The 23,576-nt window shown below is 48.0% G+C and carries 18 protein-coding genes; 11 read left to right on the top strand and 7 right to left on the bottom strand.

What is annotated here, in order from left to right; all coding sequences use genetic code 11:
* Position 1 precedes the first annotated feature (1 nt).
* The 8 genes from ACP7H9_RS05395 to ACP7H9_RS05360 all read left to right on the top strand — a co-directional run bounded on the left by ACP7H9_RS05395 (position 2) and on the right by ACP7H9_RS05360 (position 8,767).
* A complete protein-coding gene (locus ACP7H9_RS05395; RefSeq protein ID WP_243734116.1) occupies positions 2 to 388 on the top strand; it encodes a LysR substrate-binding domain-containing protein in 387 nt (128 codons plus the stop codon).
* 127 nt (positions 389 to 515) lie between these two features.
* A complete protein-coding gene (locus ACP7H9_RS05390) occupies positions 516 to 1,055 on the top strand; it encodes a hypothetical protein (protein ID WP_227016321.1) in 540 nt (179 codons plus the stop codon).
* A gap of 20 nt (positions 1,056 to 1,075) precedes the next feature.
* On the top strand, positions 1,076 to 2,359 hold the full coding sequence (locus ACP7H9_RS05385) for a hypothetical protein (protein WP_439222323.1): 1,284 nt from the start codon (positions 1,076 to 1,078) through the stop codon (positions 2,357 to 2,359).
* Between the two features lie 21 nt (positions 2,360 to 2,380).
* Positions 2,381 to 3,814: a tetratricopeptide repeat protein gene (locus tag ACP7H9_RS05380; RefSeq protein ID WP_439222322.1), complete on the top strand. Its 1,434-nt coding sequence runs from the start codon at positions 2,381 to 2,383 to the stop codon at positions 3,812 to 3,814.
* A 40-nt stretch (positions 3,815 to 3,854) separates the two neighbouring features.
* Entirely contained in the window at positions 3,855 to 5,837 is a 1,983-nt protein-coding gene (locus ACP7H9_RS05375) for a PEGA domain-containing protein (RefSeq protein ID WP_166635844.1), read from the top strand.
* 137 nt (positions 5,838 to 5,974) lie between these two features.
* A complete protein-coding gene (locus ACP7H9_RS05370) occupies positions 5,975 to 6,745 on the top strand; it encodes a MotA/TolQ/ExbB proton channel family protein (RefSeq protein WP_011235411.1) in 771 nt (256 codons plus the stop codon).
* 13 nt (positions 6,746 to 6,758) lie between these two features.
* Entirely contained in the window at positions 6,759 to 7,817 is a 1,059-nt protein-coding gene (locus tag ACP7H9_RS05365; protein ID WP_439222321.1) for a VWA domain-containing protein, read from the top strand.
* On the top strand, positions 7,817 to 8,767 hold the full coding sequence (locus ACP7H9_RS05360; protein ID WP_272989076.1) for a VWA domain-containing protein: 951 nt from the start codon (positions 7,817 to 7,819) through the stop codon (positions 8,765 to 8,767). Before ACP7H9_RS05365 ends, ACP7H9_RS05360 begins: the two co-directional genes overlap by 1 nt.
* Positions 8,768 to 8,769: 2 nt before the next feature.
* Here ACP7H9_RS05360 and ACP7H9_RS05355 read toward each other — a convergent pair whose 3' ends face one another.
* Together ACP7H9_RS05355 and ACP7H9_RS05350 are read right to left on the bottom strand one after the other, a co-directional pair.
* Positions 8,770 to 10,953 carry an OsmC domain/YcaO domain-containing protein gene (locus ACP7H9_RS05355; protein ID WP_286830534.1) on the bottom strand — a complete coding sequence of 728 codons (2,184 nt, stop codon included), beginning with the start codon at positions 10,951 to 10,953 and terminating at the stop codon, positions 8,770 to 8,772.
* Positions 10,954 to 11,024: 71 nt separating this feature from the next.
* Complete coding sequence (locus ACP7H9_RS05350) at positions 11,025 to 11,564, bottom strand: DUF3750 domain-containing protein (RefSeq protein WP_286824586.1); 540 nt, start codon at positions 11,562 to 11,564, stop codon at positions 11,025 to 11,027.
* 187 nt (positions 11,565 to 11,751) lie between these two features.
* Between ACP7H9_RS05350 and ACP7H9_RS05345 the strand changes: the two genes are divergently transcribed.
* Positions 11,752 to 13,161 carry a YdgA family protein gene (locus ACP7H9_RS05345; protein ID WP_286824584.1) on the top strand — a complete coding sequence of 470 codons (1,410 nt, stop codon included), beginning with the start codon at positions 11,752 to 11,754 and terminating at the stop codon, positions 13,159 to 13,161.
* Between the two features lie 70 nt (positions 13,162 to 13,231).
* Here ACP7H9_RS05345 and kynU read toward each other — a convergent pair whose 3' ends face one another.
* Both kynU and ACP7H9_RS05335 read right to left on the bottom strand, forming a co-directional pair.
* The gene (gene kynU, locus ACP7H9_RS05340) at positions 13,232 to 14,479 is read right to left on the bottom strand and encodes a kynureninase (RefSeq protein WP_439222320.1); all 1,248 of its coding nucleotides are present in this window, start codon (positions 14,477 to 14,479) and stop codon (positions 13,232 to 13,234) included.
* On the bottom strand, positions 14,476 to 15,315 hold the full coding sequence (locus ACP7H9_RS05335; protein ID WP_439222319.1) for an alpha/beta hydrolase family protein: 840 nt from the start codon (positions 15,313 to 15,315) through the stop codon (positions 14,476 to 14,478). Before ACP7H9_RS05335 ends, kynU begins: the two co-directional genes overlap by 4 nt.
* 190 nt (positions 15,316 to 15,505) lie before the next feature.
* On the opposite strand from ACP7H9_RS05335, the gene ACP7H9_RS05330 reads away from it, so the two are divergent.
* On the top strand, positions 15,506 to 17,863 hold the full coding sequence (locus ACP7H9_RS05330) for a TonB-dependent receptor (RefSeq protein ID WP_439222318.1): 2,358 nt from the start codon (positions 15,506 to 15,508) through the stop codon (positions 17,861 to 17,863).
* Positions 17,864 to 17,929: 66 nt separating this feature from the next.
* Here ACP7H9_RS05330 and ACP7H9_RS05325 read toward each other — a convergent pair whose 3' ends face one another.
* The 3 genes from ACP7H9_RS05325 to ACP7H9_RS05315 form a co-directional block, all read right to left on the bottom strand.
* The gene (locus ACP7H9_RS05325; RefSeq protein ID WP_439222317.1) at positions 17,930 to 19,624 is read right to left on the bottom strand and encodes an alkaline phosphatase D family protein; all 1,695 of its coding nucleotides are present in this window, start codon (positions 19,622 to 19,624) and stop codon (positions 17,930 to 17,932) included.
* 91 nt (positions 19,625 to 19,715) lie between these two features.
* On the bottom strand, positions 19,716 to 20,987 hold the full coding sequence (locus tag ACP7H9_RS05320) for a mechanosensitive ion channel family protein (RefSeq protein WP_439222316.1): 1,272 nt from the start codon (positions 20,985 to 20,987) through the stop codon (positions 19,716 to 19,718).
* On the bottom strand, positions 20,984 to 21,472 hold the full coding sequence (locus ACP7H9_RS05315) for an Mpo1 family 2-hydroxy fatty acid dioxygenase (protein WP_034822170.1): 489 nt from the start codon (positions 21,470 to 21,472) through the stop codon (positions 20,984 to 20,986). The genes ACP7H9_RS05320 and ACP7H9_RS05315 overlap by 4 nt, the downstream gene beginning before the upstream one ends.
* A 168-nt stretch (positions 21,473 to 21,640) precedes the next feature.
* Here ACP7H9_RS05315 and ACP7H9_RS05310 point away from each other — a divergent pair, with 168 nt between their 5' ends.
* Positions 21,641 to 23,560: a hypothetical protein gene (locus tag ACP7H9_RS05310; protein ID WP_114981690.1), complete on the top strand. Its 1,920-nt coding sequence runs from the start codon at positions 21,641 to 21,643 to the stop codon at positions 23,558 to 23,560.
* Positions 23,561 to 23,576: the final 16 nt, after the last annotated feature.

The raw sequence follows: 23,576 nt of genomic DNA, 5'->3' as shown, positions 1-23,576 counted from the left end.
TTTGGACGTATCCCACATAAGGGCTCCCGCCGACTTAGCCGGGTTACCCACGGTGCTGTGTTCGCCTATGCTGACCTGGAGTCTGCAACATATTCACTCGGGTGAAAAGCAGGCTTATACGGCTACCGACAACATACGCTTAAAAGTGGATGACATGAGTTTGCTTACTGAAGTGATAGCCGGTGGCATAGGCGTTGGCTTTATTCCCGACTACCACGCACAACCTCTGCTCGAGTCGGGCAAAATTCAACACATTTTACCGGACTGGAGCAACCAGGCTCGCGGGTGTGAAATGCTCTACCGCGACAGAGACAATATACCTTACCGGGTAAGGCTGTTGATTGACTTTATGTTACAGCGCTTCCAGGGTAATGATGGTGTGCTGTAAATAGCAGCAAACGAACGGCTTCCCCACAAAAAATTTACATTTACAGTTTATTTACATTCGGGAATATAATAACCTTAACTTAACGTTATCTGAGTACTGCCCTCAAGTCATTTTATAGGTTCCTACCGTGGATAAAATCAGTTCATCACTCATTAACTTCTTTGCCTACGTGCCCGTGTGTTTTCTGGCGGTGTTGTGCTTGGGTAGTGGTGTGGCTGAAGCACAGGAAAAAAGCTATTCCGATTGCGCTTACATAGAGTTCGACGACGTCGACCCCAGCACGCTCACTCTGCAAGAACGCATTGCGCTTGAAGAAGCTGCGCTTTTTGCCTCTTTAGATGACTCGGCAGAGTGTATGGAAGAGGCCACTGCGTCGGCTTCCGGTAGCCTTGCTGATGCTGCCAGTGGCAGCGGTTCTGGTGCTGCAGGTGGTGCTTCGGGCTCTGATGGCAGCTCGGGTAATAGCGGCGCAAACTCCAGTGAACAGCAACAACAATCTACATCTACGGCATCGGAAAGTTCGGTGGACACCAAAGATCATCAGCGTGGCAACACGGGTAGTGGCAGTTCGGCTGTGTGCGACGCTGTGAAAGAAGGCATGGCTTCGGCAACAACAGAAGCTGAGAAAGAGCATTTTAAAGGCTTAATGGCCGAGTATGGATGTTAATAATTAACGGAAGAAGAACCATGAATACACTAGCTCAACTAAAAAAACTAAAGCGATTTTCAGTCGTTATGACGCTTTCAGCAATGTTTACATTAGCCGGCTGCCAGTCAACCCAAACTAATGTTACCAGCGTTGGTCCAAGCATGAATGGTCCGTCAGACTCTAAAGCCTTGGGCAAAGAAGAGCGTAGCTACAGTTACAACTCTGATATTTACCTTAATGTGGCTATTCCGGTGTTTGACCCGGGCTTGCCGAAAGACAGTTCCGGCAATATTGATGATGAAGCCATAGTTGAAGAAGACATTTGGCCACAGGTACGTCGTTTAGAAGCGAACCGTTTCGCGGTAAATACCCGCGAAGCACTTTCTGATACTAAAGCCTTTGGTGCAGTTAATGTCACTCCCGATGCTAACGTCAGTGCCGATGTCTACGTATTGGGAAAAATTAATTACTCAGACACCGAAACCGTTGAAATTGGTGTTCGTGTTATGGACGCCAGTAACCAAATTTGGGGCGAGGAAGAGTTTGAGTATCAGGTAGGCGCAGGCTTTTACCGTGACGCGTTAAGAAAGGGCGAGAACCCTTACGGTCCAATTTTTGAAAGCATTGCGGGTTATGTTTATGACTTGCTAATTAAAAAATCTGAAGAAGAGAAGAAAACCATTCAGGCGGTTTCAGATATGCGCTATGCCGCAATGTACAGTCCTGAAGCCTTTGGTGGTTATCTGGGTGAGTCCAGTAGTATCTTTTCGAGCCGTTCAACTATTACGCTGAACGGCGCGCCGGCTGAATCGGACCCTATGTATCAGCGGGTTAATGTGATTAAAGCGAAAGACCAGCAGTTTGTTGACTCGTTGCAGGACAGCTACGACACGTTTTATGCAACCACTCATGACGCGTACCGCGCTTATCAGGAAGAAACTTTACCGGTTGCTATTGATATTCGACAGAAGAAAGCAGAAAGAACCCGCGCGCAGGTTGGCGCTGGTATTTTAGCTACGGCTGCTATTCTGCTGGGTAAAAACTCAGGCTCTACAGCGGGTCAGGTTGCCAGTGCTGCGGCAGGCTTAGGCGCGGTTTACAGCTTAAGCGAAGCAATAAAAACCAACCGTGAATTAGGCACTCAACGCGCATTGCTTGATGAAATGGGACAAAACCTGGACATAAAAGTAACGCCGCAGGTGGTAGAACTTAATGACCAGAACATTGAATTAACCGGTACCGCTGGTGAGCAATACGCGCAATTACGCGAAAAGCTGAAAGAGATTTATGATCTCGAATCAACGCCGTTAACTCAGCTTTAATTCACCTAAGGAAAGGTAACGATGTCGTCTGTTGATCAGCAAATAGCAGAAAACCGTGCTAAAAAGAAAAAAGTCATAGTAACCGGTGTAATTGCCTCTGTTTTTGCCTGTTTGCTGATTGGCGTTGTCGTTACGTTGCTCGCTTATTTTCCGGTTTCGGGTAACACGCCGGTAGTCGCGGAAAAACAAGAGAAAAGCGAGCCGAAGATAAGTTCCGCTAACCAGGCAATAGACAGAAAAGCGCTGCAAACGGCCTTAAATGAGACCAATCAGCGCGTTTCTGAGCTTGTTGCTACCCAGTATATATCGACGTGGCAGCCCGCCAAAGTTGAGGCTTTTCAGGCCGACATAGCTCAGGCTTTTAATGACTATGGCGCCAGTAATTACGGCCAGGCGCAAACCACTATCGAGCAACTTAATACGGATATTGCAAACTACCAAAGCGCGTTTGAAAAGGCTTATAAACAACCTTATGCAGACGCAGCAAAAGCCTTTACTGCAGACGACATTGATGACGCCGCCCAGTTGAATGCTCAGGCTTTAAAGGTAAAAGGCGATTTTAGCGACGCGCTGGCGTTGCAGAAACGTATAGATACCTACCATGAAGTCGCTGATTTGTATGAACAGGCCAGAGTAGGCGGTGTAGAAGGCAATATAGAGAAGCAGCGTGCTGCTTATCAACAAATTCTGAAGCTTGATCCGCAACAGCAGGAAGCAAAGGCAGCCTTAGCGAAAGTGGAACAGCAAATTAAACAACAACGTTTTTCCCGTGCCTTGGCAACGGCGGTCAATGCCATTGATAGCAAGGACTTTGATCGCGCCCAGGAGGCATTAGCCAAAGCTTCGGCTATAGACAACAACCGGCCGGAACTGGCAACCCTGCAGGCGCAAATTGACGCTGAACTAAAAAGTCAGGGTGTGAAGTCGTTAGAAAAACGCATTCAGGTGTTTGCCGGTGCCGACGAATGGCAGACGGTACAGATGCTGGCAGAAAAGGGTTTGGTCGATTATCCGGACAGCCGGGTTGTGCAGCAGGCTAAACAAAGCGCGGAAGAAATATTAGCCGCCAGCAGTGCGCTGGATGTTTATATTGAAAGACCGGGCCGGCTTGCTGACAACAACATTCGCCAAAATGCCGTGAATGCGGTGTCCAAATACAGTGGGCTCACGCAATTGAGCGCAAAGCTGGGTGAAAAAATAAACCAGGTTGAGCAGCTTATTGAAAACGAAAATCAGCCCATAGATGTGACCATTCGCTCCGACAACCGCACTTATATAAAAGTACTGGGCGTTGGTGTTGTGGGTGAGGTAAGAGAGAAAACCATCCAGTTAAAGCCGGGTAAATACCAATTAGAAGGCCGCCGCGACGGCTACCGCTCAATCATTGTCGATGTTGTGGTGGAGAAGTCGGGCACGCCAATTGTTATTAACGTTCAGTGTAACGAACGCGTTTAGCATAATTTAGCGCAAGATAATAAAAAACAGGAGAGACTTCGTGGCCACACTTGACGAAGCCATTGAGAAAGGACGACGTAAACGGCGGTTAATGGCTATTGGCTTCTCGGTCAGTATTCTTGCATTGCTGTTTATTTACTTTGGCTGGTTGTTTTTAACCAAAGGCTACAGTTTTACCGTAAAGCCAACAGAAGCTGCGCAAACTCAGCGGTTTGCGGTTAAATCGGGTATTGGCTTTTTCATCGACAATAAATATTACGCGGTAGGCTCTGGTGGCCTCGTGGCGGTTTCGGCCGACAAGTACCAAACCAAAGAAGTGCAGGTAAACGACAACAGCCCTTCAACCATTGAAGTTGAGCTGGAGCCTAAACCTGCAAAAGTGACGATAACAACAGAGCCGGGCGCAGATAATATTGTCTGGTCAGTTAACGGTGAGCAGCGAGAAACCGCTTCTACCTTTGAGGGTGAATTTGCTCCCGGAACTTATACGGTGTCGGTCTCTCATCCGGCTTACGAGCCTGCATCAGTGGCTATTGAGGCGTTAATAGACGGTAAGGTTGAAGAGCAAATTCGGCTAACCCCTATTAGTGGCACTATTTCTATTAACTCCAGCCCGGCTGGCGCGTCGGTTACTCTTGATGGCAAAGAGGTGGGTTCAACGCCGGTAACTGTTGCTAAAGTGGGTGGCGACTACCCTGTGGTGGTGAATTATCCGGGGTATGAACCGGTAACGGACACCGTGTCTTTAACCGTGCGCAATAAAGAACCGAAGCGTAATTACCGTCTTCAGCCAGTGCAGGCAACTGTTAATGTCTCAGTGAACCCGAAGGGCGGCGCGTTACTGGTTAACGGCGCGCCGGCAAAAAGTCCAATTAGCGTCGATGCCAATAAAGAACATGTTATTCGTTACGAAAAGGCCGGCTACATTAAGCAAAGCCGGACAATTAAGCTGGGGCCGGCCGAAAATCAGCAGCTGACCTTTAACTTAGACCTGGAAATGGGCGACGTAGCTTTTACCTCCAACGAACCCAGCGACGTTTACATTAACGGACAAAAGCAGGGCGTAACGCCGCTTCGGACCACTTTGCAAGCTTTGCCTTCTGACGTTGAGTTTCGTAAAACCGGTTACCGTACGGTTAAGCAGGAGTTTCAGCCAAGCAGCGATCGGCTGGTGAACGTAAAAGCCGAGATGCTGCGTGAGTTTGATGCCAGAAGAAAAGAAGGCAGACCGTTGTTTGTCAGTACTTTAGGCATTGAAATGAACCGTCTGTCGCCGAAAAAATTCACTATGGGATCGCCGGTTAATGAGCCAAACCGCGGACGTAATGAGCATCAGGTGAAAGTGGATTTCTCACGGGACGTATGGATATCGCGCCACGAAATTACCGAAGCGCAGTTTGCCGCGTTTAAAGGCTCGGGTAGTAAAACCAAAATGCCGGTTACGAATGTGTCCTGGGATGAAGCTGCGTTATTTACCAACTGGCTGAGCGAACAGGAAGGCCTGCAGCCTTTTTATAAAGTCAGTAACGGTAAAGTGGTGGGAACCGATGCTAGCTCGCGTGGTTACCGCTTGCCGACTGAAGCCGAGTGGGAATACATTGCCAAAATTAATCGCAGAGCCGACTCCACTATTTACGTGTGGGGCAGCCAGGATCACCTGCGTGACAAGCAGGGCAACTTTGCCGATGAGTCTGCAAAAGGTCAGCAAACTTTCATTTTACGTGGTTACAATGACGGTTTTGCCGGTAAAGCACCGGTAGGCAGCTTTAAAGCAGAGCGCGGCGGCTTTTTTGATTTAGACGGTAACGTGAAAGAATGGGTGCACGACAGTTATACTTTGAACCCGCCCGATCTTGACCGGGTTTACACCGATTACCTGGGCGCGGCTCGCGGCAATGGGAATGTGGTCAAAGGTGCGTCTTATAAAACCGGACGCATGAAGAATATTCGTGCCAGCGTTCGCGACGGCGAAAGTGCTTCGGCAGAGGATATCGGCTTTAGAATAGCCCGGTATCATGAATGATGAGGAGAAACATCATGAAAAAACGCGTGATTTTGGGCGTCATACTGCTGGCTTTGGCCGGCAGCGCGACGGCTTATTTTGTGTCTTTGGATGCACCACAAGACTTCCCCACCAACATTTAACGCCCGGAATGCATAATGTCTAAAAATAATACGCTTTCAATGAGCCCTAACTTTTTTGTCAGTGGTGGTGTGCTACTGGCCATTTTTACTCTTATACATTTGCTGTATGCAGGACTTATTCGCCCGGCCGCCGAAGTGGCAATGGCAGAGAAAGGCACCGAAGCCTTAACTGCATTTTCGGTTATCTTCAAAGATGTTGAACAGCAGGTGTGTATTTCGCTCATGTTGTTCTGCTTATTCCTTATGCTGTATAAGCTGTGGCGGTTAATTGACGAAGAAGAAATTTACTCGCGCGACTTACTGGAAAGCTACGACAAATCTGAAGCGCTGGACGTTGATGCGGCATTAAATGATTTAGAAAGCTCGGCTTATAAAGAAACCCCCGCATACAGCACCTGGATTAACTGTATTCGTCGTTTTAAGAACACCAAAAACGTTCAGCATGCGGCTGACACTATTGAGTCGTCGGTAGACAATATTGCCATTCAGTTAGAAAGCGGCAACAACATGATCCGCTACATTATCTGGGCTATTCCGTCTATTGGTTTCGTGGGTACGGTTCGCGGTATTGGCTCGGCGCTGGCGCAGGCTGACAAAGCACTGGATGGTGACATTGCGGGTATGACTGCATCGCTGGGGGTGGCTTTTAACTCAACGTTGGTTGCGCTGTTCATTTCTTTGATTCTGATGTTGTTTATGCACTTGCTGAACAGCCGTCAGGACAAGATGGTGATCCGCACGCAAGAGTCCTGCGAGAAACACTTGCTGTCTCATTTACACAGTTAATTGAGCGACTCAGATGCGACGAACACGCCAGGCTGGCGACGGCTTTAATCTATCTTTTCTGGATGTCATGGCATGCGGGCTGGGCGCCGTTATCCTTATTTTTATCCTGATAGATTTTAAAGCTTTTACGCCCGACCCTTCAGAAGAAAAAGAAAAGCTTGAGCAGGAGCTGGCGGCGTCAATGGATGAGCAGCAGCGCCTGAAAAAATCCATTGACGAAATTAATGACAAAATTGCGCTGGAGTCGGCTAAGCAGGAAGACTCTAAAGAAGCGAAAAACGACACCACCCAGGATCAAACCAAAGCTTTGCAGGACTTGTCGACTCAGCTGGCCGTAGTTGCCGATTTGGAAAACCAGTTAGCGGCCTTGTCCAAAGAAGTTGAGAAGTCAGCCAACGTTGAGCTTTCGGGTACGGGTGAGCAGAACTTTATTACCGGCATGAAAGTGGAAGGCGAGCAAATAGGCATTCTGGTAGATAAGAGCGCCTCTATGATGGGTGATAACTTAATCGACGTGTTGAGCAAATTGGCTTTGAGCGACGGCGACAAAGTGTCTACTGCTAAATGGATAAGGACGCGCCGGGTTGCTCAATGGTTGCTGGCACGGCTTCCGCAAACCTCAAAAGTGAGTGTGGTGACCTTTTCCGATACGGCAAAACGCCTAGGGCAGAGAGATGTCAGTACCGCCTCTGTCAGCGGCTCTATGAATTCTATTGTGAAGGACTTAGGCGCGGTTGTGCCAGAGGGCGGCACTAACCTTCAGCTGGGCATTAGTACGTTATTTGAGACGAACCCGAATATTACTGACGTATACATAGTAACGGATGGCCTGCCAACATTGGGAGACGGCCTGCCTCTCACCTGTCGTAATTTTATTTCGACGAAGAAATCTATTTCCTCAGACTGCCGTCAGGCGCTGATGGTAAAGACGGTTGATCTTGCGCCTAAAGGTGTTCGCTACAATATTATACTGCTGCCGATAGAGGGTGACCCCTACGCTTCTCCGCTTTACTGGAACTGGTCGCGGGTTAGCGGCGGTACTTTCTTATCACCCGCTCCGGAGTGGCCATAATGAGAAAAATTCAGCGTGCGCCAATAGAGGTGTTTAACCTGGCTTTTCTGGACATTATTTCCTGTGCCTTTGGTGCGGTGATTATGCTGGTGTTGTTAGCGAAAAACGGTACTGAAGACACTGAACGTGGGCCGGCTAACCTCAGTACCTTAGTTGCAGAAGTATTGCTGGCGCAGCAGTCGGTGGAGGAGCTTCAGGGCGCTTTATCAGACAAACAAGATGAACTGTCTGCCGCCGAGCAAAAGACCGCATCAGTCACTGAGCAGGAGAAGAATTTAGAAAGCTCTATTCCGCGGGCACAGAAAACCCTGCAACAGTTGCAGGATAAAGCCTCGTCGTTAAGGGCTGAAATACGCCAAGCCACGGCAATGCTAAACACGCCGAACAGCACTGACACACCGGATGATGACGTAGGCGGTATCCCAACCGACGCTGAGTACGTGGTGTTTGTTATTGATAATTCCGGCTCCATGTCGGGAGGCCGGGGCTGGAGCCGGGTCATTAGCGTCGTTAACGACATTATAGAAAGTCACCCGAAAATGAAGGGCTTTCAGATTATGGCCGCCGACGGTGACTTTATGTTCAGCAGTAAAGCGGGTGACTGGTTACCGGACAGCAAACGGTTCAGACAAATGGCCATGCAACAAATGCCAAACTTTACCGGCGGTAAAAGTGCGCCTGAGCTGGGTATTCTGAAAGCCATTAAACTATATAAAAAAACCAAAGGCACAACCAGCTTGTACGTTTTTGGTGACGACTACCGGGCCAGTGACTTAGACGCCATAGTTCGGCAGATAACCAGTCAGAACCAGGGAGCCGATGGCAAGCCGGTAATGCGTATTCATGGAATAGGCTTTAGCCGCGCGCAAGGCAACGCGGAAACCTTTGCTGCCTTCATGCAGGCTGTTGCTAAACGTAACCGCGGAGCCTTTGTCGGGCTGAACTTTTAGTTTTAAACCTGCCGTTCAGCCCGTGCCGCGTGCAGTTTCTTGTAGCTTTCTATTAAGCGTAAATGTCTGTCCAGACCTTCAAGCTGCATATTTGTTGGCGTTAGACCGTGGAAGCGCGTAGTGCCTTTAACAGAGCCTATAACGGCTTCTATGGTCTCTTCGCCATACATACGGCCTAAGTTGTAGCGGTAGTCATCCAACTCTAGCTCTTCGTCCAGAGTAATTTCCAGTACGGCCTCAATGGCACGGTAGAATAGCGTACGCTCAACCGTGTTGTCGTTGAATTGCAGGAACATTTCTACATATTCGAAAGCGTCGTCATGGCGTTGCAGCGCGAGGTAAATGAGCAGTTTCAATTCAAGAATGGTGAGCTGACCCCAAACCGTATTTTCATCAAACTCAATGCCAATCAGGGTGATGATATCCATGTAGTTATCAAGCTGACTGTCTTCCAGGCGCTCAACTAAGTCTTCTAGCTGCTCATCGGTTAAGCGGTGCAGGTTGAGAATGTCTTCGCGGTATTGCAGAGCAATATTGGTGTTGTCCCAAATAAGGTCTTCCACGGGGTAAACTTCCGAATAGCCCGGCACCAGAATACGGCATACCGGCGCGCCTAAATCTTCATGCACGGCTATGTAAGCTTCTTTGCCCATGTCCTGCAAAATACCAAACAGCGTATCGGCTTCTTCCTGGTTAGAGCCGCTGAAGTCCCACTCAACGAATTCAATGTCGGACTTAGCGCTAAAGAAACGCCAGGACACCACACCCGACGAATCAATAAAGTGCTCAACAAAGTTATTTGGCTCGGTTACGGCCATGGAGTTGAAAGTTGGTGCCGGCAGGTCGTTTAAACCTTCAAAGCTGCGGCCTTGCAATAACTCGGTCAGGCTGCGCTCCAGCGCCACTTCAAAGCTTGGGTGCGCACCAAAAGAAGCAAAAACACCGCCGGTGCGTGGGTTCATTAAGGTAACGCAGGCCACCGGGAACTGACCGCCCGATGATGCGTCTTTAACTAACACCGGGTAGCCTTGTTCTTCTAAGGCTTTTATTCCTTCCAGAATATTCGGGTACTTGTTAAGCACCGCTTGGGGCACATCGGGTAGGGCAATTTCGTCTTCAATAATGTGCTTTTTAACGGCGCGTTCAAAAATTTCCGACAAGCACTGAACCTGAGCTTCGGGCAATGTATTACCCGCACTCATGCCGTTACTTAAATACAGGTTTTCAATTAAGTTCGACGGGAAATAGACCGTCTCGCCGTCGGAATGGCGCACAAATGGCAAGGACACAATACCGCGGTCAGCACGGCCTGAGTTAGTATCAATTAAGTGTGAACCACGCAGTTCACCTTCCGGGTCATAAAGCTCACGGCAGTACTCATCGAGGATCTCCGCGGGTAGCTCGTCGTTCGCGCCGGATTTAAACCATTTTTCGTTGGGGTAGTGTACGAATTCGGCGTTTGCTATTTCTTCGCCAAAGTATTGGTCGTTATAAAAGAAGTTACAGCTTAAGCGCTCAATAAACTCGCCCAGTGCAGAGCACAACGCGCTTTCCTTAGTTGCGCCTTTGCCGTTGGTAAAGCACATAGGAGAGGCGGCATCGCGAATATGCAGCGACCAGACATGCGGGACAATATTGCGCCAGGAGGATATTTCTATCTTCATGCCTAAGTCCGCCAGTATGGCGGTCATGTTGGCAATTGTTTGTTCCAGCGGTAAGTCTTTGCCTTCAATAAAGGTTTGGCTGTCGCTGTCCGGGCGTATGGTCAGTAACGCCTGAGCGTCCTGAGTAATGCTTTCGACGGCTTCGACGTCAAACTCTAAGTCGTTTTCTATAACGCGCTTAACGGCGCAACGCTCGGCTGCCCGAATAATGGCTTTGCGGTCTTTCTCGGAAATATCGGCCGGTAACTCAACCTGAATTTTAAACAGCTGCTTATAGCGGTCTTCGGGGTCGACAACGTTGTTTTGTGAAATACGGATATTCTCGGTTGGAATATCACGGGCGTCGCAATAAAGGCGAATAAAGTGTGCCGCACACATAACGGAAGACGCCAGAAAGTAGTCAAAAGGACCGGGGGCGGAGCCATCGCCTTTGTATCGAATAGGCTGATCCGAAATAACCGTGAAGTCATCGAATTTCGCCTCAAGGCGCATATTGTCGAGAAAGTTTACATTGATTTCCATTTAGGGGGCACCGCGGTTGATAAGTTGACTGCTGTCAGCGAGCAATAGTTACCATTATCCCATTTTTTTACTTATTGATCATTATCCGCGTAACCGCTACCAATGGCACTGAAAGGTAGTTTCAGGCCAAGTTCCGGAACTTGTATGGCTATCCAGGCCGGAAAGGTATTGCTGTTGGGGCCGGGGAGCACTTCGTATTCATTTGCCCAGGGGTAGCGCGACGCCGCTTCTTCAATTCGTGTGATCATAGCAGCGGCCTGAGCTCCCGATACGGAGAGTATTTTTTCGGGTTCGGCACCATACCAATAGCGGTCAGGTGTTGCTGTTTCATAAATGCGCAGTGCCGGGCGCCCGTGCTCCACACCCCAGCCCACAACTTCGTATACGGTATACTCACTGGCATTCTCAGGTTTTACCGCCAACCAGGTATGAACCGCAAACCAGCCACGCCAGCCAAAGGCATCGGCTGCATAGGCTTCTATTATGGCTTGCTTTTCAATTTCAGGATCAGGCGCGATACCAGCGGGGTCTCTGGACGCATCGCGCCAGTCTCCTGACGAACACCCAAGCAAAAGCAACGCCATAGCTGTAGAAATTAATACTCTGGTCATATTGGCTACACCTGTTTTAAACAAAAGCTTGTTACTTACTACTCTATAGCTTACATAAAAGCTCACATCATAACTCGTGTTTGATTTACGAGGGCTTTACACTCAAAAATTTTGCCGTTGATAAAAAATTTCTGTATGATTTACAACATTATAATTACAATCCAGCCCTATAAATGAAAGGTATAATATGAATAAGAAAGGACTCCTTGGCGGCGTCGGTATCGTCGTAGTTGCAGGCGCTCTCATAGGCCCTAAATTCGTTGGCCCTCAAGTTGAGGGTGCGTTAAAGCAACATGTTGAAGTGATAAATCAATTACCCGCTTATAACGCTCGTATGGTCTCATTTGATAGTGGCTGGTTCGGTTCAACTGCAACAATATCGCTGGGCGTAGATTTCGGTTCTATTTACCCGGAAGGGTCAGCACCTGATGACTTGTCTTTTGAAGTGGTTATTGATGTTCAGCACGGTCCGGTTCTGACTCAATTTTCTCCTGGTCTGGGTATGGCTTCGTTTGAAGCTCATGCAAAGGACGATGGGTTACGTGAGTATATTGAATGGGAAGAGAACACGCCTTTTTATCACCTGACGGGTTCAGCAGGTTTTTTTGGTGGTGTTAGTTATGACGATGAAATTGTCGCGTTCAGTTCTAAACCGAATGATGAGCAAACGTCACTGACCTTTACTGGCTATGAAGGTGAAGGTTCCATTTCTTCGGATGAGTTCAGTTACGAAGGAAAACTGGAAGGCGCAGAAGGTCTTATTGAGGGCCAGGCTATCAGCATTGGTGAGTTTGAAATAAGCACTGAAGCTAAAGGCAACATGCTGGAAATTGTGAAGGGCGAGCTTTATGAAGGCGAAATGTCTATGAAGCTTGATAAAATCATTGTAGGCCAGCCGGATGATGTCGACCTATTTGAATTGAAAGATCTTGGAATTGAATTCGTTAGTTATTTCAGCGACGACAAAGAAAGCATGAATATTGATATGAACTATTCTGTAGAGTCGCTGAAAGCCGAAGACTTTGACCTTGACGATCTGAAGTTAAAGATGGCTTTTAATAACATCGATTCTGAGTTCTTGCTTGCTTATAACCAAATGATGCAAAAGATTTATGACCAGAACCCCGACGAAATAGAAGTTGCGACGCAAAAGCTGGTAAAGGAAAACCTACCTAAGTTACTGCAGGCAGAGCCTGAGTTCGTTATTAGTGAATTTAGCGGGAAAATGGAGCCGGGCGAATTTAAAGGTGATCTAAGCGCTAAATTGGCGGGTGTAAACCAAATGCCGGACAATATGGAAGACACGCAATTCTGGCTTTCCAGCCTGATTGTTGACTCATCCATTGCTATTGATAAGCCGTTGTTGAAATGGGTTGCTGAACAGCAGATGTTGTCAACAATGCGTATGCAAATGCCTGGTGCCGATGAAGCTGAACTGCAGAAAATGGCTGAACAACAAGCACCAATGATGATTGATATGTACATACAACAAGGTTTGCTGAAGGAAGAAGACGACGAGTACCGCAGCGAATTCCAGATGGAAAACGGTGAAGGTGTACTGAACGGTCAGAAAATTCCAATCGCGAAAATGATGTAATTATTGTTTGGTGATAAAAAGATGGTAATGAAAAGCCTCAGCCGAATACATCGGCTGAGGCTTTTTTGTTTCAGGTTACGGTATTACGACTTTGCCAACGAGAATCGAGATGTTCTTTGGCTTCAATAACTTGCCGCAACTGCTCAATGGCCTTCCAGATATCTTCAAAGCTGTTATAAAGAGGGGTAAACCCAAAGCGGATATAATTTGGGGCACGAAAGTCAGCTATTACGCCTCTTTGAATAAGTGCCTGACATAACCCATAAGCGTGCTCGTAACGATACGACAACTGACTGCCTCGCTGTTCACGTTGCTGTGGAGAAATAAGCTGTAGGCTGCTACCCAGTGCCGCGTCTTCTAATAATTGATGAAAAACCTCAGCCAGCTGTAAAGACTTTTCTCTTAACTTTTCCAGGTCCACATTCTCAAAAGCTTCGAGCGCCGAGTCGATTGCGGCCATAGCGAGAATGGAAGGAGTGCCGGTTAGCATTTGTTGAATGCCGGTAGCGGGCTCGTAGTCTGGTGTGAAATCAAACGGGCGGGCATGTCCGAACCAGCCGCTTAAAGGCTGACTCATATTCTGATGATGGCGTTTTGCGGCATAAATAAAGGCTGGCGCGCCGGGGCCGCCATTTAGATATTTGTAAGTACAGCCAACCGCAAAGTCTGCTTTCCAGTCGTCCAGGTGCACGGGCATTGCCCCTGCGCTGTGGGCTAAATCCAAAATAACCAGGGCTCCGTGGCTGTGTGCGCTGGTAATAAGTTGTTTAGCGTCAAGCCGTCTTCCGGTTCTGAAATTCAATTCAGTTGCTAAAACTATTGCGGTTTTATCGTCAATCTGTTGCTCCAGCTCGTTTTCATCAACCAGCTTTAGCTGACAACGGTGTTCACCAACAAACTGTGAAATTCCCTGCACCATGTATAAGTCTGTCGGGAAGTTATCTTTGGTGGATAGCACTATGTTGCGCTCAGAGTCATGGCTTTGAGCCAGTGACAGTGCCGCTGCCAGTGCCTTAAATAAGTTGACCGATATTGAGTCACAGCAAATGGTTTGCTCCGGCTGTGCGCCAATAAGGCTGGCAATTTTCTCGCCGACGCTTTGCGGCAGATTAATCCAGTCATGTTCGTTCCAGCTACTGATAAGATCCTGCGACCACTGCTGCTGAATAACCTGCTGTAAGCGGGTTGCCGTTCCTTTGGTCATGGCACCCAACGAGTTACCATCCAGATAAACCTTATTAACCGGCAACTGAAATTGTTCACGGTGCAGGGCAAAGGGGTCAATGCTGTCGAGTTCTTTTATGTCAGTAAGGTTCATGGTTTTAGCTCTTTGTTCAGTCGCTGAATAATGGCTTCCCACGCGGAGGAATTCGGGTGTATCAAGTCAAAATGACCTGCGCCTTCAAGTTGTTCTGTTTTTACGTCGAGATCGGCGGTTTGGCTCATGGGGACAATTTTGTCTTTGGTACCCTGCATCAGCCAGGTGTTGGCGTGGAGCTTTTGTGCTTTGGGGCTGGCAGTACGGTAGTCCTCTTCGCTGGTGTAAGCTGTTTTCATTAAGTTGCTGGCGGCGCGGTTACAACTGCCTTGCGCCTGAGTGTAACTGACCATATTAGTAATGGCGGCCAGACCAATAACTGCGTTTATACTTTCAGCCGAGGGCGTATTCCGGGTGGTAGCCAGAAGTGCGAGGTGCCCACCGGCAGAGTGGCCCATAACCGCTACCGGCTGGTTATTGAGCTTTTGCTGTATAAAGCGAATTGCGGTTTTCACGTCATTGAGACTCGCTGGCCACTCTCCGCCTTGCTCGCCCAAACGGCGATATTCAACAGACCAGACATTAAAGCCGGCTGTTCTCATTGCGCTGCTTGCCGGGTTGGTGTGAGTAATATCGTATTCTTTTAGCCAGCAACCACCGTGAATAAAAATCACATTAGCGGCCGTGTCTGGCTGCTTTGGTGCATTCCAATACTGAATAAACTGGGAGGGGTGAGAGCCGTAACTGTAGCTGTTATCGGGGCTGCCGGAAGGCAGTTCGAGCACTGACTGGAAAGACACTTGCTGCAAAGAATTGTCACCAGCAGAGGCATGAGAATAAGTCAGGCAGAAAATAATAAGCCCGCAGACTGCCAGTTTTGGAGGAAGCTTTATCAAGTAATACCACCCGCTTTAATGTTTTTAAATATAAAGGACTAGAGACCATACAAGTATTTATAAGGCGGCTCAACAAAATTGACAGATTAGCAACAAATGCGTCATTTATTCGTCATCGTATCGTCAACTGACCTCAGTACATTAGCCCGGCGTTAACGCGTTAACCACTCACATTAAGGTTTTAAGGGTTATGACTACTTATAAGAAAACATCGGCATTACCGTTCCCAATAAATAAAGTATTAAACTCTGTTGTTGCTGCGCTTTGTGCGTTAAGTGCGCCGGTTGCTTTTGCGCAACAGGACACCTCAGATGAACTTGAGCGAATTGAAGTGACTGCACAAAAGCGTGTGCAGTCTATTAATGATGTGCCTGCCAGTATCAGTGCGTTTGAAGGAAGCCGTCTGGACGAGCTGGGCTTAAACGAACTGGATATGATTTCCGATCTGACTCCGGGTTTGGTTATTCAGGAACAAAGCCCGAACAACCCTGGTTTTGTTATTCGTGGCATTACCTCGGACAGCGGTTCGGCTCAGGCATCTCCGCGGGTGTCGGTTTATTACAACGGAGTGGATGTCTCACGCTCACGTGGCTCCTACTTTGAACTGTTTGATATAGAGCGTGTTGAGGTGGTTAAAGGCCCGCAGGCAACGTTATTTGGTACGGCTGCATCGGTTGGCGCCATTAGTGTCATAACTCGTAAGCCAGAGCCTGGCTTCTCCGCCGAGCTAAGCGCTGGTGCAGGAAATGAATCTCAGAAACGACTGGGTGGTTTCATTAATGGTGGTAGCGAGTTAGTCAGCGGACGGCTGGCGTTCAGTTACCGCGAACGCGACGGGTTTATTGAGAACATTGCGCCGGGTCAGGACGACATGAACGGCGTTGACAGGCAAGCCTTGCGTGGTTCTCTTCGCTTTCAGCCCAGCGATGTGGTGACCGCTGACTTAATTTACAGCTATGAGAAAAACGAAGATACCGGAACCTCCTTTAAGAATGGCATTTTCGCGCCGACCGGCGGCGACACCAGCCCCTACAGTTTTGTTGAAATGACAGGTAGCCCTTACTCGGCCTCGGTATTAGGCCGTGAAAAGCTGGGTCTGGACAGAACCGTCGATGACATTAATTTAACCGTAGACTGGACTATTAGCCCGCGCTTAAGCTTTACCTCGGTGAGTGGTTATCGCAGCTTCGACTCACTGGAAGTGTTCGACGCAGACGGCACCCAGGCATGGTTCCTGGAGTTTGGGGAAGATGCAGAAGGTGACCAGTTCAGTCAGGAGTTTCGCTTTAATTACGCCGGCGATAACCTCTTAATGCTGTGGGGCATAAATTACTTCACAGAAGACGGCAGCCAACGTGTGCCGTTTAGCACAGAAGAATCTATTTTCCTGAACTGTGCTGGTGCTTTGCCAAGTGGCTTACCTTGTATTAATGCTGATGGTTCGGTTAATCAGTTAACGCCGGTATTAACAGGTGGCGCTTTGCAGGAAATTCCATACGCAGGCGAGTTTACAAACTTTGGTGACAATGAGTCCTGGTCGGCTTTTGTCGATTTTACTTACCAGTTAAACGATAAAACCGAAGTTGCTGCGGGTATCCGCTATGTTTCAGAAGATCGTGAAAGTGGCTTTGCTGCGACCATGCCGAACAGCCAATTGCTGCCTTTGCTGGGCCTTCCAACACAAACCTTGTTGCCGACTGTTTCAACGGATGGAGAAGTGTTCACTGCTAGTAACAGTTCAGACGCATGGTTGCCTCGCTTTAATATTCTTTATAAGTTGAACGACAATAACAATTGGTTCGCTACAATTTCAAAAGGCCGGCGCTCTGAAGTTGTTGATGTGAGCTCGACTCTTGATGCAGATGGTGAAGCGGCGGGAGATTTTGGTTTAATTCCGGCGGAAGTTATCTGGAACTATGAAACCGGCCTTAAAGGAAACTTAACGGAAAACCGTGTACGTTATTCTGCGTCTGTGTTTTATCAGGACTATTCAGACTTTCAGGTAACGCTGCAGGACGATTCGGGCAACTTTTACACCGCAAACGCAGGCTCTGCGACGAACTTTGGTGTCGAAACTGAAATTAATGCGAATTTAGGCGCAGGCATTGAGCTGTTTGGGCACCTGGCGTACCTGGATGCCAAAATTGATGACGACAGCACCAACGGCAGTTTAGCCGGTAACCGCTTCCGTCTTCAGCCTGAATGGACTTCAAGCCTTGGGGTGATATACGAAGCAGCGCTTTCCAGCCAATACGCATTGCGTGGCTCTGTAGTCGGCACCTATCGGTCTGAAGTGTTCTTTGAGCCAGAAAATGCGCCGGTAGCGGGTCTCGATATTAGCCAGGATTCAGTCTCTTTAGTGAATGCGTCGCTGGGTCTTTATAATGACTCTGCCGACTGGAGTCTGGCGTTGAAAGCAACCAACTTATTCGACAAAGAATACCTGGTTGATGCCGGGAATACGGGCGGAAGCTTTGGTAACCCAACCTTTATTTCTGGTCCACCGCGTTTGTTTTATTTAGAGTTTACCAAGAAGTTTGGCATGTAAAACTGTGCTAAAACGAGAAAAGGGAACCTGTGTCATGGTTCCCTTTTTTATTTTACGAGCTAGAAACTAACTTCCCGTGTAGCGCGCTCTGTGCTTATTCACTACCCGATAGTCTTTGCTGCGAATCGTGTCCACGAACACCCATTCCGCTTCTACCGCGTCCTCGGATGCAAAGAGATTCATATAACCACGCTGATGCAGGTTGGTATATTTTAAGTCTTCTATAAGCGTAGGGAGTGCTTTTGCCAGCTGTTCTGCAGTTTTTGTGTCCAGACTTAGGTAAGTTTCCATTCCGGGAGATGATACCGAAGACGTGGCAAACTCCACCCCAATGTGAGCTCCATCTGAACTGCGCAGCTCGCTGTGCCACGCGTTATGAGTGTCACCGGCAATAACCACCAGCTGTTTATTGGCTTTTTGCGCCGCCCGGTAGAGCATTTCTCGTTCAATGGGGTAACCGTCCCATGCATCAAGGTTATAGGGAGTAACCTGAGTGACCATTGCCTTTTGCTGGGCTGTTAACTCTTCGCCGTTCTGCAGGCGCTTTTTAAGCTCTGCTATTTGTAACAGCAGTGGTGTGACTTTACTGCGGTCATCTGCCGCGAATGCGGCCGAAGGAAAGTTCATTTTCCCCATAAGCAATTGTTGACCTAAAACTTGCCAGCGCGCTGAGCTGTTATTCAGTTTATTAACCAGCCACTGTAACTGCTTTTTGCCCATGATGCTGCGGTCAGAAGACATGTCCTGCTGGAATTTTTGGGTATTGAACTGACCGCTTTCTGCATCGCGGTAGTCGTCATAATTCAGCTGTTTATCACGTCCGATAACGCGGGTATCCAGCATGATCAAATCAACTAAGTCACCGAATTTGAAATCACGATAAATAGTGAGGTTGGCTTCGCCCTGTGGCGGACGAATAGGCAGCCACTCATAATACGCCTGAACTGCGGCTGCGCGCCTTTCAATAAAGCTGCCTTCATCTTCCTGGTGGTTTTCTGCACCGTTTTTCCAGGTGTCATTGCTAATTTCATGGTCATCCCACACTGCAATAAAAGGGGCATGTGCGTGCAGTGCCTGTAACCCTTCGTCGGTGCGGTAAAGCGCGTAGCGGCGACGATAATCAGTCAGGGTAAAAAGTTCTGTATTATTGTTGTCGGGTAAGCCGCGGCCAATTTCTTGCGAACCTTGGGTGGCGTAACCGCCTGCGCCATACTCGTAAATGTAGTCACCTAAATGAATGACCGCATCAATAGAATCGTCCTTTGCTGCTTCGGAGTATGGGTTAAAGTAACCGGCGGGGTAGTTAGAGCAGGAGAAAACCGCAAACTTCAGCGGTTTTAAGCCAGATTCAGGAAGCGTTTGCGTTTTGCCAGAGGGGCTTTTGCTGTTCTTACCTAAAAAACGATAGTAGTAACGCTGGTTTGGCGATAATTGAGTAACGTCGACTTTAACTGTGTAGTCTCTGCTGGCGCTTGTTGTGGCTGTTCCAGAACGAATGATACTTGAAAAGTTTTCATCGGCGGCCAGTTCCCAGCCCAGCGCTACTTGTTTTTCTGTACTATTTTCCGGCACGGCGCGCGTCCACAACAAAATGGCGTTTGAAGTTGGATCGCCACTGGCTACGCCATGGTCAAACTTGACGGAGCTGCGCTCACTGGTTTTGCCAACACTTGCACAGCCCTGTAATGCGGTTGATACGGTGACTGCTGCGCCCGTTGCTGCAAATAGCTTTAAAAAGTCACGTCGGTTAAATTGCTTCACTGTTTTACTCCATGCATTTTTCCCAGAGTAAAAGAAATTACTCCGTAAACATGAAGACTTAATGACAGTAAAGTGTTAGTTCAGTCTTAACTTATTCATCATCACTTTTGGGTTTAAGCTCCAGCGCTTGTACCGCCGAACGAACGTCCTGCCCTGAGGTTTCCTGAAAAACCTGTAAGTCAAATTGTGGCAGTATGGCAAACAAGTGATCAAAAATGTCGGACTGAATACCTTCGTAGATTTCCCACGCGGTATCGTTACTAAAGCAGTACACTTCAATGGGCAAACCCTGAGGCCCCGGGTTTAACTGACGAACCATCAGTGTCATTCCTTCGTGTATGTCGGGTCGCTGCTTGAGGTACTGTTTCACGTAGGCGCGAAAGGTACCAATATTGGTTACCTGACGTCCGTTTATAGGGTCGAAGCCTTTCTTTTCCAGACCCGCGTTCCATTCAGATATATCTTTTTCTTTTTGTTCCAGATACTCGCTAAGTAGCGAGAAACGTTTCAGCTTTTTCTTCTGCTCAACGGACAAAAAGTGAATACTGTTCTGGTCAATGTATAACGCTCGTTTTATACGGCGTCCACCGCTTTCCTGCATGCCCCGCCAGTTTTTAAACGACTCGGAAATAAGACGTTTGGTGGGAATGTTCGTAATGGTTTTATCCCAGTTTTGAACCCTAACCGTATGCAGTGCCACATCAATGACATCGCCGTCAGCGTTTAGCTGGGGCATTTCAATCCAGTCGCCGACACGAAGCATGTCATTAGATGAGAGCTGAATACTGGCAACCAGTGACAGAATGGTGTCCTGAAATACCAGCATGGCAACCGCACCCATGGCACCAATTCCTGATAGCAGAATAACCGGAGAGCGGTCCAGCAATGAGGCAATAATGAGAATAGTCGCCACCACATAGACCACTATTTTCGCAATTTGCAGATAACCCTTTATTGGCTTTGTATGCGCGTCAGGCTGACGACTGTATATTTCGTTAACGCTAGTCATGGCCGCGCTAAACGAACGCGCCAGAGTCAGGATGAGGTACGCAATACTGATGTTGCGTATGATGGTGGTGGCGGTTTCCGGTAAATCCGGTACCAGATAAATACCGCCGGACAGCACTAACGCAGGAACAACCTGAGCCAGGCGGCTGACAATAACGCGAATGCCTATACCCGGGTCACTGCCTAACTGGGTTTGAGACAGCAGACGGGAAATACCACGCAGTAAAACGTGTTTGGTCACAAGCTGAGACAACCAAACCGCTATAACAAGGAAAAAGCAGGCTCCAATTGTATAGGCCCAGGGTTGGGTTGCCGCCCAATCATGAAACCACTGCGGGTAATCCAGTTCCATCATAATTTTTGTTCCACCGCTGCTTTTAAGTCCTTTCTAAAGCCCAACATAAATACGACTTCTGCTACGACGAATAAGGGGCCAATGGCTAAGCCCATAATATCATCAACAAAAGCCGGTTTGCGGCCTTCAAAATAATGGCCGATAAATTGAAATACCCAGCCGACAACAAACAGACCAATGCTCCAGCTAAGCCATAAGCTGGTTGGTAATGCGGCTATGTCGCGGCCAACTGACAGCGACAGCCATAGCAAAATGGTCATGAGCAAACCTAACTTGATATCCAGACGGATATAAAAAATAACCGCCGCCAGAACAACTAAGTTGGCGGGGGTAATCAAAAAGTAGTCCAAGGGTAGCGCAGGCCGTGATAATAAACTAATGATGCCGACAACAATCAGTGGAATACCGACAAGATGAGTCATGACATTCTTACGGTTCCGATGATAAGCCGCATACTGTGCCAGGTGATCAACGATGGTTTTCATAGTCTGTGCCGCTTGATAGCAAAATAGAGGCTTAGATTGCTACGCACATGGCTTGATGTCAATGGAGCTCAATGCTTTCAGGCTTTTATTTTTCTATTGCTCAGCAGTTAACTTACCGCTAACCTAAAGCCTTTATTTTTTATAGGCATATAGAGTAGGGGAAGTTCGGTGGCGTTTGATTACGGTTCGATTGATCTTGGATTAAAAAATCCGTTTAAAACAGAGGGCTTGGTAACCAGTATTCGTGGGGTTGTGCAATCGCTGTTTGGTGTATATTTGCTGGTAGCAGGTGCTGGTTCCGTAAAGCAAGATCCGATTATGGGGTGGGTGCTGGCTATTTTCGGTATTTCGCTTCTGGCAGTCGGCATTAAAGTACTGAGCGGCGGCATTATGGCAATGCTGCGTTACTTTGTTGGCCGTAATCACCCTACGTCACTGGCTCCTAACTTTAGTAAGTCTGAGCGCAGTACCGCGCAGGAAGAGTCGCGTTATGTTGCTTATAACGATCAGGCTCTGGAAGAAATGCTTATGGGCCGTAAAAACAGCACCTTTATAGAGCCCAAAGGCTTACTGGCGCGAATAGCTCACACGGTATTTCCAAAATTACTGTTTATGCCTTATCCCATTCGTAATATGGCGCAACGCCTGTTAGGCGCCTGGGTGCGTACTCTTACGGCAATGGTTGCGTTTGGCTTTGCTGCCTTTGTGTCCCTGGCTGGTTTTGCCGGAGATGCAGGCGTGCTGGCTTTCCCTGTCTACACTGTTTTATTGACGCTTTACATCATGCACGTATGGAAGGCCGCTGGTAAGGCGATATCCCGCGGGGCAGAGCAGACTATTGACTCTATGGGCAGTGGTGATTTGGTCAAGATTATTGCTTTCGCCTTGTTATTGCCTGTTGTGGTAGGGCTGGTAGTGAGCTGGTGGATGGCTGCAACAGACGTAACGGCGGCAACGGTTGAGCAGTATTATGCCGCTTTGCCGGACTTTCATGCAGGTTGGTACTTATTTGGCATTTTTGTTGGCGCTTTAGTTTGCACGGCTGTCACTGTGGTGTTGCTGAAAAGACGTTTAGCCCATGCGAATCCGGTTTCTGAAGTCTCTGAATTACGGGAAAACTGGCAGGAGTCGGTGCACCCTAAAGAGATTTTTATCAACCTGGACAATCTGGTCATGGCAAACCGTCGTTATCGCGAAGTGCCAAACCGTGTGTATCGTGAATTGGATCCTAACTTGCAGGAACACGTTGACGGCAAAGGAGCCTTTAGCGGGGAGATGATTCAGGAAATTCAGCCTCAGGTAAAACCTATGGGACTGGGCGGGTTATTTGATAAATCGCGCTTGGTCAGCTTGTTGCTGGGTAATAGCTTGTTCATTATCGGTGTGGTTTTTACGTTTTTCTTAGCCTATGCAACAGTCGATGTGGTCAAACTTCTTGATAGCATGAACTATAGGCTGACTGAAGAGACTCCCTATAGCGACTTAATGACCTTAGCAGGCGTAGTCATGACTGCCGTTCATTTTTATCTTATTGGCTATGTCCTGCGGGCATTTGCGGGTTTAGCCGCTAATATCGCGCATCTGTTTTATGCGGAAATTCAGTTTGAATCCATGCTTATTTACTTTAAGTGCGAAGGAACCTTTACTGAGTCTAAAATTTCAACCGGTACCGGTATTCACGACAGTACTCGCTCAGAAAATACGCTGGTTCGCAGTAGTATTACTCCCTGGGTTATCGTGTCACGTATTGTGTCGACAACTTTTGCTGCAACCGGAATGAAAAATCTGGAGCATCCGCGACATATTCTGGAAATGCATAAATCGGATGACGAAATGGCGTCTATCCGTAAGGATGTTATCGACTTCCTGAAAGACCGCGAGTCTATTGCTTCTATAACCAGTAATCGCGATTTGGGCAATGCCTCACAGATACATCAGTTAAATGAGCAGACCCGCGCCATTCCAACAGACCAGGACAGATTGCAGCAATCGCAGTCGAAGACTTCTGATGAAGAGGCCGCTGGTTACCTTCGTCAGCAGGAAGAATTGGGCTCAGACAACGACTCTGATACCGACAAAAATCGTTAATTTCCAACCTTAAAAA

Origin of the sequence: Idiomarina sp. ST20R2A10, assembly GCF_051842345.1 — a bacterium.
In the GTDB taxonomy this organism is placed as follows: domain Bacteria; phylum Pseudomonadota; class Gammaproteobacteria; order Enterobacterales; family Alteromonadaceae; genus Idiomarina; species Idiomarina loihiensis.
Note: the sequence above shows the minus strand (reverse complement) of the source record. Positions and strands in the feature narration are given on the sequence as shown.

What these genes read in the sequence shown, in the direction of transcription:
- ACP7H9_RS05385 (WP_439222323.1), top strand. Translation starts at nt 1,076, where the DNA reads ATGAATACACTAGCTCAACTAAAAAAACTAAAGCGATTTTCAGTCGTT.
- ACP7H9_RS05380 (WP_439222322.1), top strand. Translation starts at nt 2,381, where the DNA reads ATGTCGTCTGTTGATCAGCAAATAGCAGAAAACCGTGCTAAAAAGAAA.
- ACP7H9_RS05370 (WP_011235411.1), top strand. Translation starts at nt 5,975, where the DNA reads ATGTCTAAAAATAATACGCTTTCAATGAGCCCTAACTTTTTTGTCAGT.
- ACP7H9_RS05365 (WP_439222321.1), top strand. Translation starts at nt 6,759, where the DNA reads ATGCGACGAACACGCCAGGCTGGCGACGGCTTTAATCTATCTTTTCTG.
- ACP7H9_RS05360 (WP_272989076.1), top strand. Translation starts at nt 7,817, where the DNA reads ATGAGAAAAATTCAGCGTGCGCCAATAGAGGTGTTTAACCTGGCTTTT.
- ACP7H9_RS05355 (WP_286830534.1), bottom strand. Translation starts at nt 10,953, where the DNA reads ATGGAAATCAATGTAAACTTTCTCGACAATATGCGCCTTGAGGCGAAA.
- ACP7H9_RS05350 (WP_286824586.1), bottom strand. Translation starts at nt 11,564, where the DNA reads ATGACCAGAGTATTAATTTCTACAGCTATGGCGTTGCTTTTGCTTGGG.
- ACP7H9_RS05345 (WP_286824584.1), top strand. Translation starts at nt 11,752, where the DNA reads ATGAATAAGAAAGGACTCCTTGGCGGCGTCGGTATCGTCGTAGTTGCA.
- kynU (WP_439222320.1), bottom strand. Translation starts at nt 14,479, where the DNA reads ATGAACCTTACTGACATAAAAGAACTCGACAGCATTGACCCCTTTGCC.
- ACP7H9_RS05330 (WP_439222318.1), top strand. Translation starts at nt 15,506, where the DNA reads ATGACTACTTATAAGAAAACATCGGCATTACCGTTCCCAATAAATAAA.
- ACP7H9_RS05320 (WP_439222316.1), bottom strand. Translation starts at nt 20,987, where the DNA reads ATGATGGAACTGGATTACCCGCAGTGGTTTCATGATTGGGCGGCAACC.
- ACP7H9_RS05315 (WP_034822170.1), bottom strand. Translation starts at nt 21,472, where the DNA reads ATGAAAACCATCGTTGATCACCTGGCACAGTATGCGGCTTATCATCGG.